The organism is Staphylococcus sp. HMSC06C11 (assembly GCF_001808345.1).
Taxonomy (GTDB): Bacteria; Bacillota; Bacilli; order Staphylococcales; family Staphylococcaceae; genus Staphylococcus; species Staphylococcus capitis.
In genome coordinates this window covers 1-17,044 of record NZ_KV793040.1, presented here as the reverse complement: position 1 = coordinate 17,044, position 17,044 = coordinate 1, and the positions used below count along the sequence as shown (strand labels likewise).

Here is a 17,044-nt window from a genome sequence, read left to right as displayed (position 1 = left end):
AAGTGCTCATACTTATGCGGTTTTAGTTTGCTTACTTAAATGAGGCGAAAGTATGATGGGCTAACGTTTCTCTATCGATTTCAATTCCGATATAATGGAGGTGTATAGAAAACGGAGGTCGAGATATATGTACGTAGAAAGAAAGCCTTCATTATATGTCGAAGACTTAAGAAATGAATTCAAAAATAGTTTAAATAACTTTCAGGATAGTGAGGCAGCATTTGATACACTATTAGGCTTTGTTGAACTAGACCATGTGTATTCTTCCGCACTTAAAGAAATTAGTACGAAGTTAAGTATTTTAGATGAAAATTTTAATTATCAATTTAAACATAATCCCATACATCATATGGAAAGACGAGTTAAAGAAATGCACAGCTTAGTTAAGAAACTAAGTCGTAAAGGGCTTGAAGTGAGTGCACAAAGCGCCAAAGAGAATATCATGGATATTGCAGGTATTCGAGTGGTTTGTAATTATTTAGATGATATTTATGTGATTGAACAAATGCTACTCAAACAAGAAGACGTTAAATTGTTGAAGCGAAAAGATTATATTGAACATCCCAAAGAAAATGGCTATCGTAGTTTGCATATTGTGGTATCCATTCCTGTCTTTTTAGCTGATGCTGTAGAAGTGACGCCAGTAGAAATTCAAATTCGTACAATTGGTATGGATATGTGGGCAAGTTTAGAACATAAGATTCGATATAAGAATGACGCAGACACTGAAAAGTATAAAGGATTACTTGAACAATGTGCGACTGATATTACAAATGTTGAAAGTAAGATGCAACAAATCCATTCAGAGATATCGAGTAATTAAAGTGTATTATAGAATGAATTTTATTAACCATCTGGTCACACAGATGGTTTTAATTATGTTAAATTCAATAACCACTTTATTTTGGCTATATTTATATAAAAATTATTTATATGTTATTATTATTTTAATTGATATATTAGAAATACGAGGTTATTTATGATTAAGCAGAATTTTACAACTAAGGTTTATCCACTGAAACGATTTAAAGATGAATATAGCGAAGTCGCATACGCAGGAGATATGAATTCTAATAATGTAATTGTCTTTATCCACGGAGCATTATTAACTTATAAAATAATGACAATGTTCGAACCCTATTTTAGAGAATATAAAATGATCTTTGTGAATTGTCCTAGTAGAGGAAAGAGTTCTGATTTAGACAGGGATACACACACGCTTGATGATTACTCTGAACGTATTTATGATGTCTTAACGCAAGTGGTTGAGGAACAACAAATTCACGAATTAAGTATCGTCGGTTATTCAATGGGAGGTATGATTGCAACGCGTCTACTTAAATACAATACTCTCCCCATTACTCATCTTATTTATTTACATAGCGCAGCTAAAATTACCCCAGATGCTAGTATGCTCGCGCGTCTATTTACAAATAATAGTAAGAGGGATATTTTGAAGGACGAAGTGAAAGCAGTTAAAAATCTTCCTCAATACATCTTGAACAAAACCATTTATGCTCATAAAGAGAATGCGTTAGATTTAATACAATTTGTCGCTCCAATAAAAACCATCATTACCGACATACTCTATACTATTAAGACAGATTACTTACCCGATATAGATGAAATAAAGCAGTTCCCTAAAATCATGTTCATGTCTGGTAAAGAAGATCAAATTATTCCATACACAGATTCACAAGCCACACTTGAAAAGTTTAAACAATTGGGCGGTGAAACAAAGGAAATATTATATCCAGGAATAGGTCATATCGATTTTCCTAGTGTGTTGGAAACAACTTCTAAAGATCAAATAGGCGTAGTAGACCACATTAAAAATTGGATTTCGAATTAAAGAAAAAGTTAGACGGAAGGGCGTCTTAAATTTACAAAAGGTGTTGCTAATGACGTTACGTTATTTAATAAAGTGTAATTAGGAGGTGAAAATCTATGTCTAATTATACAACGGGAGAGATAGCACAAAAATGTATCGTTTCTGTGAGAACAGTTCAATATTATGATAAACAAGGGATACTTAGCCCAAGTCAAATGACAGACGCTAATCGGCGTCTTTATACAGACCAAGAAGTTAAGAAACTTGAACTAATTATTTTACTTAAGGAATTAGGTTGTTCAATAAAAGATATAAGATTGTTGTTGAAAAATAATCAATCCCTTAAGGCATTGAACGCTATGTTAAAAGTTAAAGAAGAAGAACTTCAAGAGGATATTAAATCTAAGGAAGTTATCATTAAGAAAATTAAAGATATTTGTAAGTACTTTAACACAACGTCAAATTCACCAATTACACATTTATATGACATAGATCATGTTATGAAACAAACGTCAAATTTAAATAGTTTTAGAAAAAAAATGTGGTTTAGTACCGGCGTTATAAGTCTCATTCAGTATACAGGACTCATCGCAACTATTGTGAAAAAGGACAAAACACCATTCATATCTACTGTGCCAATAACATTTAGTTATGCCTTAATATTAACTTTCTTCTATAAAAATAATGTTTCTTACTTATGTCCTAATTGTCAAAATGTATTTAATCCTAACACATTTGACTTTATTAGAGCTCAGCACACACCGAATACCAGAAAACTGAAATGTCCAAAGTGTCATGAAACACATTTCTGTGTCGAAGTTTCCAAAACTTAAATAGAAAACAGATACTAACCTTGACGTAATATTACGTTAAGGTTTTTTATTTTGAGAAATAATAACAACTAAAGAAAGCGCTTGCAAAATAAAAACGTGTATATTACCATACTTGTATACAAGTTAAGATGTTCAAGTTTGGAGGGTGGAGACAATGACTTATGGCTATCCTAAAAAGTGGATGGAAGGTTTAACAACCGGTGAGTCTATTGCAGCTGAAATACGTTTAGGAATCGTAAGTGGAGAAATCTTATCTGACACATTATTAACAGAGAATCAAATAGCCAAGCAATTTAATGTTAGTCGCTCTCCAGTTAGAGATGCTTTCAAATTGTTACAAACTGACCAATTAATACATCTTGAACGTATGGGAGCTCAAGTTTTATCTTTTGGAGATCAAAAGAAAAGAGAAATGTATGATTTACGTCTCATGCTTGAATCTTTCGCATTTTCAAGATTAAAAGGTCATGACACACAAGCGATAGCTAAAGAAATGAAGAAACAATTAGAAATGATGAAAGTGGCGGTTCAGTTTGAGGATGCAGAGGCATTTACAAAACATGATTTCGAATTTCATGAAGTCATCATTTATGCTGCGAATCATCAATATCTTAAAACATTTTGGAATCACTTGAAGCCAGTAATGGAGTCGCTCATATTACTATCTATGAGACATCGAATGGCTACAGACAAACAAGATTTTGAAAGAATTCATCGCAACCACCAAGTATTTATAGAAGCAATTGAACATTATGATGCTGAGAAATTAAGAGAAGCGTTTCACTTAAACTTTGATGACGTTGGAAAAAATATAGAAAGTTTTTGGTTACGGTAAAGATTTGGAAGAGAGGGACCCTATAATGAAATATATGATTGGCGTTGATATCGGAACTACAAGTACTAAATCTGTACTTTACGATGAAAATGGTCAATTTATAATGAAACATAATATTGGTTATGACTTACATACACCCAATGTAGACGTATCAGAAGAAAATCCAGATGAATTATTTGATGCAGTGTTAATGACGGTGAAGTACATCGTTCGAGAATCTGGTATTTCGAAGAAAGATATTAAGTTAATTTCATTTAGTGCTCAAATGCACAGCTTAGTGGCAATGGACGCTCAAAATAAACGTTTAACTGAGAATATTACTTGGGCTGACAATCGCTCAAGTCGCTATGCTGATTTAATTGAAAATGAATATAATGGCTTTGAAATTTATCAGCGAACAGGTACACCGTTACATCCAATGTCACCACTATCTAAGATTTTCTGGATGAAACATGAACAACCTGCCATATATAATCAAACAGCTAAATTTGCTGATATTAAGACTTACATTTTCTATCAATTATTTGATAAATATGTCATCGATTATTCAATGGCGTCAGCAACTGGGATGTTCAACTTAGAACAATTAGACTGGGATGAAAAAGCGCTAAAACTACTAGGTATTAGTAGAGACCAATTACCAGAGCTTGTACCAACAACCCATATCTTAACTGGCATGAAGAAACGTTTTGCCGAGCTCATGGATATTGATGAAAATACTCCAGTAGTTGTGGGAGCAAGTGATGGTGTACTTTCGAATTTAGGTGTTAATAGCTATAAAAAAGGCGAAGTTGCAGTGACTATAGGTACATCCGGTGCCATTAGAACAGTTATAAATAAACCACGTACAGATTATAAAGGTCGTATATTTTGTTATGTTTTAGATGATGAACACTACGTCATTGGTGGTCCAGTGAATAATGGTGGAGTGATTCTACGATGGTTACGTGATGAGATTCTTGCAAGCGAAGTAGAAACTGCTAAGCGTTTAGGTGTTGATCCCTACGATGTGTTAACGCAAATTGCTAGTCGAGTAAAACCAGGTGCAGAAGGTCTTATCTTTCATCCATATCTTGCTGGTGAACGTGCCCCACTATGGAATGCAGACGCTAGAGGTTCATTCTTTGGTTTAACGCTCTCTCATAAAAAGGAACACATGATACGTGCAGCATTAGAAGGTGTACTTTACAATTTATACACTGTATATCTTGCGTTAATAGAAGTTATGAATGAGACACCAAATACAATTAAAGCGACAGGTGGTTTCGCTAAAAGTGAGATTTGGAGACAAATGATGGCAGATATTTTTGATACTAATCTTATCGTGCCAGAAAGTTATGAGAGTTCATGCTTAGGTGCATGTGTACTAGGACTGAAAGCAATAGGGGAAATTGATGACTTCTCTATTATAGAAGAAATGGTAGGAACAACGAACGCTCATCAACCAAATCAAAATACTGTAGCAATTTATCAAGAGCTTGTTAAAATCTTTATTAATATAAGTCGTTCTATAACTGAAAGCTATAGTGAAATAGCAAACTTCCAACGTAAACATATAAGCAATTAAGCACTAAGAGTATTAACTATAAACTTGCAACTCAGACATTTAAAAGAGAAAGAAGGGGAATGTTATGTTTGGAGAAATTTGGCCACTCATAAGTGTTGTACTCGGGATTGTTATCTTACTTACTTTAATTATATTCTTGAAATTAAATACATTTATTTCATTAATCATTACTTCAATTATTACGGCACTATTACTTGGAATGCCTTTAAATAAAATTATGGAAACGATTGAAAATGGAATGGGTAGTACCTTAGGTCATATTGCGCTCATCTTCGGATTAGGAGCAATTCTAGGTAAACTACTAGCTGATGGTGGAGGTGCTACTCGAATTGCAGATACGCTCATCGCTAAATTTGGTCAGAAACATGTTCAGTGGGCTATGCTCATCGCTGCTTTCATCGTAGGTATTGCATTATTCTTTGAAGTTGGTTTGGTACTATTAATACCACTCGTATTTACAGTAGCTAAGCGTGCAAATGTTTCAATCTTAAAATTAGGACTACCAATGGTTACAGCATTATCAGTAACTCATGGTTTCTTACCACCACATCCGGGGCCTGTCGTGATAGCAAAAGAGCTTAAAGCTAATATTGGTGAAGTATTATTATACGGTATCATCATTGCAATCCCAGTGACACTTATCGCTGGCCCATTCTTTAATCATATGGCTCAAAAAATAATTCCTAGTGCTTATAGACGTGAAGGGGATATTACTTCATTAGGTACTCAAAAAGAATTCAAAGAGGAAGAAATGCCAAGTTTTGGTATTAGCTTACTCACAGCAACATTACCAGTTATTTTAATGTTAATTTCCACAATTGTGCAATTAGTGACAGGTCATGAAGATCCAACAAACTGGTTTGAACAAATCATTTATCTTATAGGAACAGCTGGTACAGCAATGTTAATTGCGGTTATCTTTGCGATTTTCTCCATGGGTGTAATGAGGCAACGTAAGATGGAGAATATTATGGAATCCGTTACAAATGCAATTTATCCTATAGGTATGATGTTACTCATCATTGGCGGTGGCGGTACATTTAAACAAGTGTTAATTGATGGAGGCGTTGGAGACACCATCGCTAAAATGTTTGAAGGTTCCAACATGTCACCTATATTGCTCGCATGGATTGTCGCAGCTGTATTACGTATTGCGCTTGGATCAGCTACAGTTGCTGCGGTCTCAACAACAGGTATCGTGATACCTTTATTACATCATTCAGTTACGAACGTTGCATTAGTTGTGCTCGCAATTGGTGCAGGAAGTGTTATCCTATCCCACGTCAATGATGCAGGTTTCTGGATGTTCAGAGAATACTTTGGCCTCACGATTAAAGAAACATTTTTAACGTGGTCATTACTAGAGACAATCATCTCTGTTTCTGGAATTATTTTCATACTATTTATCAGTTTATTTGTTTAATTAAATATAACCGAATGATTATCGATATGAACAACAGTCCCTTCACTAAGTAAATTGGTGAAGGGATTAACTCTACTATGAAAGCATTTTAAATAATGATACACTTTAAAATGAATACGATAAACAATATAAATAAAGGGGTTTACATATTGAGACAAATTAAAAAAGCAATTATACCTGCAGCTGGCTTAGGTACGAGATTCTTACCAGCTACAAAAGCTATGCCTAAAGAAATGTTACCAATATTGGATAAACCAACAATACAATACATAGTAGAAGAAGCTTCACGTGCAGGCATCGAAGATATTATCATCGTTACTGGAAAACATAAACGAGCAATTGAAGATCATTTCGATAATCAAAAAGAACTTGAAATGGTGTTAGAAGATAAAGGTAAAACTGAATTATTAGAAAAAGTTCAATATTCTACTGAATTAGCTAATATTTTCTATGTACGACAAAAAGAGCAAAAAGGTTTAGGACATGCAATTTATTCTGCTCGTCAATTTATAGGTGATGAACCGTTTGCTGTGCTTCTAGGTGATGATATTGTTGAATCTGATACACCAGCTATTAAACAATTAATGGAAGTATATGAAGAAACTGGTAATTCAGTGATAGGTGTTCAAGAGGTGCCAGAGTCAGAAACGCATCGCTATGGTATTATTGATCCTTTATCTAAAAAAGAACGTCGTTACGAAGTTCAAAAGTTTGTTGAGAAACCTGAACAAGGTACAGCACCTTCTAATTTAGCAATTATGGGACGTTATGTCCTAACTCCAGAGATCTTTGATTATTTAAAAACACAGAAAAAAGGTGCAGGTAATGAAATTCAACTCACTGATGCTATCGAAAGAATGAATAGTGAACATCAAGTATTTGCATATGACTTTATCGGTAACCGCTATGATGTTGGTGAAAAGTTAGGTTTCGTAAAAACTACTATTGAATACGCACTAAAAGACGAAAGTATGAAAGATGAACTTAAGCAATTCATCAAAAAACTTAATATTGATTAATATGAAAAGGCACACAGAAATTTTATTTCTGCGTGCCTTCTTAATGTATTAATGTAATACCTCTACAAACTTAACGTTAGCAGTAATGTAATAGCCATCAACGGTTTTTAATCTTGGAGTAAAATTATTTGTATAATCGATATCGATAATATTTAATTCATCTTTAGGTTGCATCGTTTGAATTGGTTCGTTTTTGAAAGTAACGTCAGTGTAAAGTTTACACTTCTTCATTACTCTAATTCTTTTAGGAATAGTAGAAACGTAGCCATCTTTCTTTTTCAATTCAGTAGGTTTAACAAAATTTACATTAGCAGTAATGAATCGCTTATCTTTAGTAATTAATCTCATTGTTCCCTTAGATGTTTGACTCATATCAGATATGGGAATTAAACTACCTTTTTTTATAGTATTAAATTCTTCTTTAAAGTCTGCATCAATATAACTTTTAATAGTTTTTTTAGTAATTATAAAATTGGGTTTTTCGCTTAAATACTTAGTATCATTTACTTTATTTGTTGGGACATCCTCAATTTTAGATTGTTTTTTTATAAATTCTAACTTAAAGTTTTGACGGTTTAGACTAACATCATCATTGAAATTAGGATAAGTAGCGAATACAAGTGCTGTTTTGTAAAGATTATATTTAATAGCAATATTAAAATCAAATTCATCAAAGATTAAATCATCAGTTTTAATATATATGAAGTTATCTTTATGTTCATAATTCACAGATTTAGAAAATCTTTCGTCTCGAATTTTAATTAATTCTACGTTATTGATTTCTACACTTGGTTTAGTAAATAATTCAATTACCTCATAAAATGTATCATCTATCATCTCTGTACCTTTATACACAGGCATACACGCTTCTTGTAGAGGTATTAAATGGTTATATTTATCAGGATATTTTAAATAAACACTTGTATTTTTAATAAACTTTTGTTTGTTAGAATCAAAAATTTTGTAATAAATGTATTCTTGCATAGCTTCTTTATCTGAGTGAAAAAGACTATAAACATTTTTATACTCATCTATAGTAAGTAAGTCTTCCACATTGTATCCAGTTTCTTTAATAATGGATTCTACTTTAGAAAATTGATTAAAAAAGAATTCTTTATTATCAGATTTTAAAAATGTTTTAGTCACTAAGAAGCGTTGCATGTAATCCACTTCTACTATACGACTCAAAATACTTTCCATAGCTATTTTAGGAATATCTAAATTAACAATTTGACGTAAAACTTCTAAATTGATTTTTGATTTTTCAATAACATCAGTAGATTTAACTAATGAGACATTATCTGTAAAGCGATTAACGTGATAGGTAGCTTCAGTTGTCATTGATGCACTTGTACACTTACTAATTAATTCCGCAAAGAATAATTTATCTTCACCAAATTTCATATGTTGAAATTTTATTTGATTATCTATTACTGTTGAACGCTTAAAAATTTTACCTGGTGGACCCACAGCACGAAAAATTTCATTGATTTCATATGGAATTAAACCATTGGCTTCCTTATATGAAGCGAAACGAGCCATTTTAGAAACATTTTTATCTTTATGCCTAAAGCTTTGTCCAAAGCCAATATCTGAATGATGTTCAGACATTTGAAATACTAATTTCGGAAAGCCCTTTTTATCTAACCAATCGTCAGCATCCAATAAAGCAATGTATTCACCATTTGCCACCTCGATACCTACATTACGAGGTTCAGCTGGACTTCCAGAGTTTTGTTCTAATTGAATACATTTTATAAAATCGTACTTATCATCATAGTACTGAAGAATTTCATAAGATCTATCCGAAGAAACATCATCTACAAATATAGCTTCAATTAATGAATGGTCCATTTCTAAATCCACTAAAGATTGTACACATCTCTCAATAAAAGGTTCCTTATTATAAACAGGAACAATAATTGAAATTAACTTACTAATTTTAAACTCCCCCAAAACAAAAATATTACTCACTATATTTTTGTATAATAAAATAATTATACTACAAGAATAGCGTTTTTACAAGAAACAGAATAGATATATTACCTAAAACTTTTTAAAGAACTATCACAAGGTTATTATAAATTATGTTGATGCTTAAATATTATCGAGAATTTACATAAAAAATAAGAAGTGATGATTTTGTGAAAAGTATCACAAAATACTTTTATTTTACATGAAAAGGTGTAGTATATGAATTGTAAGGAGTAAGTAATAAATTATGGAGTGATTGACTATGAGAAATGTAATTGAGAATTTAATTAACTCTGATGTAAGTAGTTACGAAATTTATGTACACACTGGCGTAAATCAAGGTCTTATAGGTGATCTTAAAGATGGATATTTAACAATTGACTCAATCCCTTATATTGATGCCGAGAGATTATATTATTATAGTCTAGAACGTAAATCCCTTGTTACAAGTTAACCAAACCAATAACGCTATTGATAACTCCCGAAAATGATGAAATGAACTTGCTCTCAAAGAGTAATTGAGAGCAACAAACACTCTATATACCCCTAAAATCTAGAATAATGTGTTAGAAGACCACATCCTACGCCCCAGTAAGATGTGGTCTTCACTATGTTTATTCATCTTATTGATTATTTAATAAAAAATGTAAATCCTAAAATTACTCTCTATGTATTTAATATTTTTTGAAGGGTGAACGAAAAATAAGGTCATCCGACTCCTCTGGGAATAGGACGAGTTGAAAACTTGCATAGCAAGGTTGAGACTGTCTCCAAGGAAAGCGTGATGACCAAAATATATTTATCTTCTAATGAATCATTCTAGACTAATCTATTGAGTAATTCGACCTCTTGGGTTTTCTTTTTTATCATTTTGTTTAAAGTTCTTTTTAATACCATTATATGCATAGGTGATATTGAATAACTTATTCTTTGCAGCATCTCTACTCGCAAATGGTAATCTCACGTCTTCCATTTTCTCAACTTCATGTCTAAAAGCTTTTTCTTCTTTTTGACGTTCTTTTATAGACATATTTAACCATTCTTCTTCAGTAAATAAATCTTCGAAATGAAATTCAAATGCAGTACGGTGCTTTTCTTCTCTTAATTTTAGAACGCGATCATGATAAGACATATCTCTCACTACCTCCTTCTAGTATATACTCATAATTATATATTACTATTTTATATTAATTATTAAGTACCCACACTGAAATTATAACATTTTTTAATTTTTGCAATCACTTCAATTTTATAGAGTATTGAAAAACGTTAAGATAAATATAACTTATATTGAAATTCATTTTCCAAAAAGGAGACTAAAGATATGTCAGAGTTAAACAATAAAGTAGCAGTAATTACAGGAGCAGGTAGTGGGATTGGAGAAGCTATCGCCAAAGCGCTAAGCCAACACGGGGTTAACATTGCGCTTGCTGGAAGAAATGAAGAAAAACTACAAATCGTGGCACAACAACTTGAAACTGAGACAAAAGTCATCCCTACAGATGTCACTCAAAAAGATAGTGTTGACCAAATGCTACAAGTCGTTAAAGGACACTATGGCAAAGTCGACATCGTTGTTAATAGCGCTGGACAAAGTTTATCATCTAAAATCACAGATTATGACGTTGAACAATGGGACACAATGATTGATGTGAATTTAAAAGGGACGCTTTATGTATTACAAGCAGCATTGCCACATTTATTAAATCAATCAAGTGGACATATTATAAATATTGCTTCTATTTCAGGATTTGAAGTTACGAAGACAAATGCTGTATACAGCGCCACTAAAACAGCAATCCATACTATTACACAAGCACTTGAAAAAGAACTCGCACGTACCGGTGTAAAAGTGACAAGTGTATCACCAGGCATGGTTGAAACACCAATGACTGAAGGTAATGACTTTGGCGGACTTAAAAAGTTAGATACACGCGACATCGCCGATGCAGTTGTATATGCGTTAACGCAACCAAGCCATGTAAATGTTAATGAAGTGACAGTCAGACCTGTATAGAAGTATTAAAGAGCATACTATTAAGATGACAAGCACTTATAGAATGTTAAACTTGAATTGTAAACTATTTGATACTTTTAATTTACATAAAGGAAGGGATATCAAATGAATCAACGTCAATTCGAGATTTTAAACATGCTTGTTGAATTTAACACGGAGAGTCCTCCAGGAAGAAATACAGACCCATTACAAAATGAAATTGAATTATTATTAAGAGATTTAGGTTTCTCTATTCAGCGGGAACACCTTTATGACAATGATAGTATCATTGTGGCCACTTTAAAGGGTGAAGACTCTGAAGCACCCAAGTTAATATTAAATGGCCATGTTGATGTCGCGTCTGTAGATGATGATCAATATTGGCAATATCCTCCATTCAAATTAACAGAAGTGGACGGCTGGTTATACGGCAGAGGTGTCAGTGATATGAAAGGCGGCATGTCATCCTTATTTTATGTTTTGGAAAGGTTAAATCAAGAAGGGCATCGTCCTAAAGGTGACATTATCATACAATCAGTTGTAGGTGAAGAAGTTGGAGAGGCAGGTACGAAACGTGCATGTGAGATAGGTCCTAGAGGGGATTTAGCCTTAGTATTAGATACGAGTGAAAATCAAGCTTTAGGACAAGGTGGCGTTATCACAGGTTGGATTACTGTTAAAAGTAAAAACACGATTCATGATGGTGCCCGTAGTCAGATGATTCATGCGGGTGGTGGTTTATTTGGTGCAAGTGCGATTGAAAAGATGACAAAGGTCATTCAAGCATTAAATGAACTTGAATCTCATTGGGCAGTGATGAAAAAGAGTCCAGGCATGCCACCAGGTGCGAATACCATTAATCCAGCAGTGATAGAAGGCGGTCGTCATCCAGCTTTTATTGCAGATGAATGCCGATTATGGATTACCGTACATTATTTACCTAATGAGCGATATGAAGATGTTGTTGAAGAAATTGAAGATTACTTAAATCGCGTGGCTGAAGCGGATATTTGGATGAGAGAGAATCCACTTGAGTTTGAGTGGGGTGGAGCATCTATGATTGAAGACAAGGGAGAAATTTTCCCAAGTTTTACAGTGCCAATAGAACATCCTGGATTTAAACAACTAGAAGATGCGCACCAACATGTGCATGGTAGTGCGTTAAGACATGGCATGAGTACGACCGTAACAGATGGTGGTTGGATTGCGCATTTCGATATTCCAACTATATTATATGGTCCAGGTAGTCTGGAAGAGGCACATAGTGTTGATGAAAAGGTTGAGAAACGTGAATTAGAGCAGTATAGCGAAGTGCTATATGAGTTTCTGAAACATTGGTATGAGCACCCTGAGAAGTAATATAAAATGTGAAGTAAATCCAAAATTGTAAGGGTTAAAGTGGATAAAAAAACCCCTCACTATTTCGTATAGTGAGGGGTTGCTTCATATCAAGCAGAAAGACTTGTTACTATAAGTAAAGTTTAAGATTTTATCTTCTAAACGATTCTTTCAATCTACTCATCCAACTACCACCGCGTTTTGAACGAACGGGTTGACCTGTTGGTTGTGCAGTTTGTTTCTTGAGCTCTTGTCCATATTTGATTGCTTTTTGCATTAAGTATACTTGTGAATTTAATGGTGACAAGTTGTTTTTAACATAGTGATATACACCATTTTCATCTTGGTAACGTCCTTTTTCATTATCTGAAAGTTGTAAGTTCATGTAATCGACTAAACGCTTACCAATGGTTTTATTTTCAACAGGGAACAAGATTTCAACACGTTTAATCATGTTACGTGTCATAACATCTGCTGAAGATAAGTAAATACGTTCGTCGCCATTATTATGGAAGTAGTAAATACGAGAGTGTTCAAGTAAACGTCCAACAATACTTACTACTTCAATATTTTCGCTAATTCCAGGAACACCAGGTTTGAGACAACAGATACCTCTTATAATAAGCTGAATTTTAACACCAGCTTGAGAGGCTTCAAAGAGCTTTTCAATAATAGCTTTATCGGTAAGAGAATTCATCTTCATCATAATCTTACCGTTTCCATATTCTAAGTGATTACTGATTTCTTTATCTATGCGATCGATAAAGACATCACGAATATCAAATGGCGCTACAATCAGTTTGTTATATTCTGGTTTGATGGAGTAACCACTTAAATAATTAAAGAAGTTAATCGCATCCTCTGCAATTTCTTGATTTGTAGTAATGATTCCCATATCTGTATAGAGCTTGGCTGTTTTGTCATTATAGTTACCTGTACCAAGGTGTACAAATGATGTTAATTCGCCACCAATACGTTTAACTACTAGCGCTATTTTACTGTGTGTCTTAAGGTGCGTCATACCATAAATCACGTGACAACCTGCATCTTCAAGCATACGTGCCCAATGAACGTTATTCTCTTCATCGAAACGAGCTTTTAGTTCCACAAGTACTGTAACTTGCTTACCATTTTCAGCGGCTTCTTTCAGACTATTAATTATTGGCGAGTCTTTACTCACACGGTAAAGCGTCTGTTTAATCGCAATGGTATTTGGATCGTCAGCTGCTTCACGAATAAAATCAACGATAGGCTCAAATGATTCATAAGGATGATGGAAGAAAATATCTCTTTCTAAAGCTAATTTATAAATATTATTGTTCCCTAATGATCTTGGTACTTGTGGTGTGTATTTCTCATAAGTAAGATATTTAAGTTTATTCGAAAGATGATCAACTAAGCCGAATAAAAATGTTAAATCTAAGGGACCATTTAAGAAGTATACGTCATTTTCTTCTACTTCTAATTGTTCATTAAGCCATTCGATATTCTCTCTTTGAGCTGTACGTCCATCGACTTCTAAACGTACGGCTGAACCACTTTTACGTTCTTTTAAAAAGCGTTCAATTTCAATCAGTAAGTCTTCAGCACCGTCTTCATGAATCGTTAAATCGGCATTTCTGGTAATTCTAAAAGTAAATGTATTTAAAACCTCATATCCTGTAAATAGGTAGTTGATAAAGTATGTAATGACATCTTCAACCATTACAACATATTGTTTATTACCTTCGTTAAGTGTTAAAAAGCGAGGAATTAAAGATGGAATTTGTACAATTGCAGAATTAATAGCATCTTCAGTATCAATATCTACAAAAATATTTAAACTTTTGTTATTTAATTTTGGAAATGGGTGATACGCGTCAATACCTAGTGGCGTCAGAGTAGGTAGAATACGTATTTTGAATTCTTTTTCAAGTTTCTCTAAGAGCGTTTCTGATAAACAATCAGGTTTAACCATTTCAATATCATAATTACGTAACTCTTCAATAAGTTCGTTGTAGCGTTGATATTGCATATGAACATACTCTGTATTCTTTATCTTAATCGCATCAAGTTGTTCTTGAGGCGTCATTTGAGCTTTATTTTCAGGTTTGTCATAACCCATTTTCACTTGGTCTTTTAAACCAGCTACACGAACCATGAAAAATTCATCTAAATTCGAACTGAAAATAGATACAAAATTAAGCATTTCGAGTAACGGATTATTCTTATCATAAGCTTCCTGTAAGACTCTATAGTTAAAATCTAACCAACTTAACTCCCTGTTATTATAGTACTGTGGTAAATTAATATCCTTTTCTCCCAATTGAGTTTGCATAACTCTCAATACACCTCATTATTTAGTCTTTATAGTTGTGTAGTCTAAAAATATCATATGAATTTTAAGATTTTGTAAAGACGATTGAAACTTTCCCCTTTAAAATCTTTTCGATATGTTTCTTCTGTCTATTAGCTTGATATTCTTCTGCAATAGGCTCTCCTTTGTAGTAAACATAGAGTTCATATTTATCGTCTTTTTTCTCTTTAAGTTTAACCTCTTCTACAAAGCTGGTATGTGAAATATTTAACGCATTCACAAATTTAATGATGCCACCTAAAGCCTGAATGGTATCAACTTCCTTACCGCTAAACCATTCTGTTTCTTTAACATAGAACTTAAGTAATGATTTATTTTTAAAACTTGCAAGTAATGCTAGCTTCACGCGGTCTTTATGAGAAAATCCATTAATCATAGAATTCGCAATTAAGTAATAGGTATGTGGTGAACTTGAATCTGAATCTATAAAGCTACCAAGGTAATAAATGTAAGCACCTTCGACGAATAAAGCTTTTTCTTGATCTGAAACTTTCAAATTACCGTGTTTTAATAGTTGATCCAGTAAAGATTGAGCTAATTTTAATCGACGATTCGCACTATCTTCTTCAATGTTATACTCATTCGCAAGATGTCTTAATGCATCTTGACGTACGTTATCTTTTTTAAACTCATTAGGGTGACGTTGACGTATCAAGTTCATAACATAGCCTTCACGAATACCGTTTCTTGAGAAAGTGAATTGTGTAGCATCAATTTTCTTAAAAAGTGTTTTAAACACTGAGACGGCAGGTAGGATAATATCTACGCGATCTCGACTTAGGCCATCAAGGTTAGTTAAATCATCTCGTGAGCTTTTACGGATGATATCATATACTTCATCGATGTCTTTAAGTGACATGGTATAGTTATGAACGCCACCAATAGGGTAGGAATGTTCTGATTGATGTATTCGCGCAACGTTACGTGCAGAGCCACCTACACCAACGAGTGCAATCTCTTGATCTTTTAACCAATCAAGTTGATTAAACTGTTCGGATAAAAACTTTTCCATACTTTTAATGGCTGGTTTATCGTTATGGTCTTTGTCGCCAAAGAATTGACGTTTTAATGTTACTACTCCAAATGGAAAACTATGTGCCTCTTTAAGTTTCTTGTCTTTGAAGAGCGTCACTTCTGTAGATCCGCCACCAATATCTACAGAAATACCATTTTCAATATCTGTCGTATGTGAAATGGCATAGTATCCATAGAAAGCTTCATCTTCTTCAGGCACAATCTGAATTTCAATATTCAAATCTTTTTTGATTTGCTTAATGATGTCATCTCTATTTTTCGATTGACGTATTGCTGCTGTCGCAATAGGATGTAATTCTTGAACATCAAACTTGTCAGCAACTTTCTTGAAACTACGAAGCGCTTCTTTTAACACTTCAATACCTTCATCGTTCATTTTTGTGTCTTCTGTTAAATATTGACTAAGACGTGCAGGTGTCTTAATGTTGAGGATTTCATTTAGTCCTGTTTCTGTAGTGAAACCAAAAATAACGAGTCGAATCGTATTTGAGCCAATGTCTATTAAACCTATTCTTTCTTCCATCTCTGCCTCCTGTGATTCTTACGGGAAGTTTGAAATTAACCCTGTTTAATTTTATTTTACATGATATAGATAAATTGAAAAGATTTTTAAGAAACTTTTTGTTAAAGTTTTATAGTAATTTGGGAAAACTATAATATTTTAGGCAATATGTATTTAATTACGCAGATAAAAGGGTGTCTGTAATAAAATTTTGAATTTAAAAGTTGAAAAAGCTAGTACATCTAGAGGGTAGATATACTAGCGATTATTTTTATTGTAAGTGAGTTTAAAATGCCAGGAATGATAGACGGGTTACGAAAAGCAGGTCAATCGAC

General features: G+C 33.3%; 14 protein-coding genes. 10 read left to right on the top strand and 4 right to left on the bottom strand.

The window, feature by feature from the left end; genetic code table 11:
• Positions 1-127 precede the first annotated feature (127 nt).
• The 7 genes from HMPREF3154_RS06225 (at position 128) to galU (ending at position 7,508) form a co-directional block, all read left to right on the top strand.
• Entirely contained in the window at positions 128-823 is a 696-nt protein-coding gene (locus tag HMPREF3154_RS06225; RefSeq protein ID WP_002432589.1) for a GTP pyrophosphokinase, read from the top strand.
• Between the two features lie 156 nt (positions 824-979).
• Positions 980-1,852 carry an alpha/beta fold hydrolase gene (locus tag HMPREF3154_RS06220; RefSeq protein WP_023351151.1) on the top strand — a complete coding sequence of 291 codons (873 nt, stop codon included), beginning with the start codon at positions 980-982 and terminating at the stop codon, positions 1,850-1,852.
• A 95-nt stretch (positions 1,853-1,947) separates the two neighbouring features.
• Positions 1,948-2,664: a MerR family transcriptional regulator gene (locus HMPREF3154_RS06215; protein ID WP_070474474.1), complete on the top strand. Its 717-nt coding sequence runs from the start codon at positions 1,948-1,950 to the stop codon at positions 2,662-2,664.
• 154 nt (positions 2,665-2,818) lie between these two features.
• Entirely contained in the window at positions 2,819-3,499 is a 681-nt protein-coding gene (locus HMPREF3154_RS06210; RefSeq protein WP_023351153.1) for a GntR family transcriptional regulator, read from the top strand.
• 25 nt (positions 3,500-3,524) lie between these two features.
• Positions 3,525-5,066, top strand: coding sequence for a gluconokinase (gene gntK / locus HMPREF3154_RS06205; protein ID WP_023351154.1), 1,542 nt, complete (start codon positions 3,525-3,527; stop codon positions 5,064-5,066).
• A gap of 64 nt (positions 5,067-5,130) precedes the next feature.
• On the top strand, positions 5,131-6,489 hold the full coding sequence (locus HMPREF3154_RS06200; protein ID WP_023351155.1) for a gluconate:H+ symporter: 1,359 nt from the start codon (positions 5,131-5,133) through the stop codon (positions 6,487-6,489).
• Positions 6,490-6,638: 149 nt separating this feature from the next.
• Entirely contained in the window at positions 6,639-7,508 is an 870-nt protein-coding gene (galU, locus tag HMPREF3154_RS06195; RefSeq protein WP_002469897.1) for a UTP--glucose-1-phosphate uridylyltransferase GalU, read from the top strand.
• Between the two features lie 48 nt (positions 7,509-7,556).
• Here galU and HMPREF3154_RS06190 read toward each other — a convergent pair whose 3' ends face one another.
• On the bottom strand, positions 7,557-9,482 hold the full coding sequence (locus HMPREF3154_RS06190; RefSeq protein ID WP_030063311.1) for a glycosyltransferase family 2 protein: 1,926 nt from the start codon (positions 9,480-9,482) through the stop codon (positions 7,557-7,559).
• Positions 9,483-9,744: 262 nt separating this feature from the next.
• On the opposite strand from HMPREF3154_RS06190, the gene HMPREF3154_RS06185 reads away from it, so the two are divergent.
• Positions 9,745-9,936: a hypothetical protein gene (locus HMPREF3154_RS06185; RefSeq protein ID WP_002432938.1), complete on the top strand. Its 192-nt coding sequence runs from the start codon at positions 9,745-9,747 to the stop codon at positions 9,934-9,936.
• A gap of 375 nt (positions 9,937-10,311) precedes the next feature.
• Here HMPREF3154_RS06185 and HMPREF3154_RS06180 read toward each other — a convergent pair whose 3' ends face one another.
• Positions 10,312-10,614: a DUF1413 domain-containing protein gene (locus HMPREF3154_RS06180; protein WP_002432209.1), complete on the bottom strand. Its 303-nt coding sequence runs from the start codon at positions 10,612-10,614 to the stop codon at positions 10,312-10,314.
• A gap of 192 nt (positions 10,615-10,806) precedes the next feature.
• On the opposite strand from HMPREF3154_RS06180, the gene HMPREF3154_RS06175 reads away from it, so the two are divergent.
• Both HMPREF3154_RS06175 and HMPREF3154_RS06170 read left to right on the top strand, forming a co-directional pair.
• The gene (locus HMPREF3154_RS06175; RefSeq protein WP_023351157.1) at positions 10,807-11,499 is read left to right on the top strand and encodes an SDR family oxidoreductase; all 693 of its coding nucleotides are present in this window, start codon (positions 10,807-10,809) and stop codon (positions 11,497-11,499) included.
• Between the two features lie 105 nt (positions 11,500-11,604).
• Positions 11,605-12,837 carry an acetylornithine deacetylase gene (locus HMPREF3154_RS06170; RefSeq protein WP_023351158.1) on the top strand — a complete coding sequence of 411 codons (1,233 nt, stop codon included), beginning with the start codon at positions 11,605-11,607 and terminating at the stop codon, positions 12,835-12,837.
• A gap of 130 nt (positions 12,838-12,967) precedes the next feature.
• Here the strand turns inward: HMPREF3154_RS06170 and HMPREF3154_RS06165 are convergent, their stop codons facing one another.
• Together HMPREF3154_RS06165 and ppx are read right to left on the bottom strand one after the other, a co-directional pair.
• Positions 12,968-15,133 carry an RNA degradosome polyphosphate kinase gene (locus HMPREF3154_RS06165; protein WP_023351159.1) on the bottom strand — a complete coding sequence of 722 codons (2,166 nt, stop codon included), beginning with the start codon at positions 15,131-15,133 and terminating at the stop codon, positions 12,968-12,970.
• Between the two features lie 64 nt (positions 15,134-15,197).
• Positions 15,198-16,730, bottom strand: coding sequence for an exopolyphosphatase (gene ppx / locus HMPREF3154_RS06160; protein WP_023351160.1), 1,533 nt, complete (start codon positions 16,728-16,730; stop codon positions 15,198-15,200).
• Positions 16,731-17,044 lie beyond the last annotated feature (314 nt).